Annotated in this window: 1 pseudogene; it reads left to right on the top strand. The window is 45.7% G+C overall.

The features are described from left to right. Positions 1-202: 202 nt before the first annotated feature. Positions 203-1,484: pseudogene (locus tag ACS8FD_RS13915) on the top strand (IS256 family transposase). Positions 1,485-1,657 lie beyond the last annotated feature (173 nt).

The following is a 1,657-nucleotide window of genomic DNA, read 5'->3' as shown; positions in this document are numbered from 1 at the left end:
TTTACAATGAGATGATGGAAAATCCAAAATTATATGATCGTGTGATGCAGTTCGTTACTCTGATGCTAATAGCTGATGAGCCATTAGGAACCCTTACCATAAGTAAGGCAGTGGATAAAAAACATGCAAAGCTTTTGAGTGATGTTGAGCCTTTCCTAAAAAGTGTGTAACTGCTTATAATCCACTAACAGGAGAATAAGCAATGACTAACCAATCTGACATCAAGAAACTGGCTGAGCAAATGGCCAGCAGCATGAAAAGCTTCGATGACATCAAAGACTTTCAAAAGCAGCTCATGCAGTCCTTCATCGACACTGCCCTAGAAGCAGAAATGGAAGAGCATCTCGGCTACCCCAAGCATGAAAAGGCAGACAGGCCTAATAAGCGCAATGGGCACACTAAAAAGAGAGTCCGTAGCGACACAGGCGAGCTTGAGATCTCCACCCCCAGAGACCGCGACAGTAGCTTTGAGCCTGTACTTGTCAGTAAGCATCAAACCCGTATTTCAGGTCTTGATGACAAAATCATATTTCACTACAGGCATAGCCTTCCGTCTTGCGCTTCGGGCAAGTGTCTCCCAGACACTTGCTGATCCTCGCTCATACGCCAAAGGTCAAACCACTACTGAGATTGTCGAAACCATCAAGGACATCTACGACGTCGACATCTCAAGCAGCTTGGTTTCCAGAGTCACTGACAACATCTTGGATGACATCACCGCTTGGCAGAACCGGCCACTGAGCAGCGTCTATCCTATCGTCTACTTAGACTGCATTGTCGTCAAAGTTCGTCAGGACAAGCAGATCATCAACAAAGCTATCTATCTGGCCTTAGGCGTTGCTCTTGATGGTAAAAAAGAGCTGCTTGGTATGTGGCTATCAGAGAATGAGGGCGCCAAGTTCTGGCTGGGCGTTCTCACTGAACTACAAAACCGTGGAGTACAAGATATTCTTATTGCCTGTGTAGACGGCCTAAAAGGCTTCCCTGATGCCATTAACACCGTCTACCCCAACGCTCAGGTTCAGCTGTGTATTGTGCATATGGTGCGCTATTCGATGAAGTTTGTACCTTGGGCAGATAAGAAGGCAATAGCGGCTGATTTAAAGGCCATCTACGGTGCTGATACGCTTGAGATGGCAGAGGCCAACCTTGAGCACTTTGATGAAGTATGGGGCAAAGAGTACCCGCATGTCATCAAGTCTTGGCGCAATAACTGGGAGGGCTTAACGGTGTTCTTTGGTTATCCTAAAGACATCAGAAGAGTGATCTATACCACCAATGCGATAGAGTCGCTAAACAGTGTGATTCGAACGGCGGTGAATAAGCGTAAGGTGTTTCCCTCTGATCAGGCAGCATTCAAGGTAGTATATCTGGCAACCCAGCAGGCCTCTAAAAAGTGGTCGATGCCAATCCGTAACTGGACGTCTGCCCTTAATCGCTTTATGATTATGTTTGATGATCGTATCAGCAAGCATTTAATCTAAACGGCAGTTACACAGAATTCGGGATGGTCTCGTGATGTTCGGCTAGTTGGTGGAATTTTTGGGTTTTATGATAAAAAGACTAAGGTTTATACAGAGGATATCACTTGCATAACTCATCTCAATGGAACAACTAAAGAGCTGACTCTGCCCCCTGAGAAGGTTTTGATGCTGAT

The organism is Psychrobacter sp. 1U2 (assembly GCF_051847575.1).
Note: the sequence above shows the minus strand (reverse complement) of the source record. Positions and strands in the feature narration are given on the sequence as shown.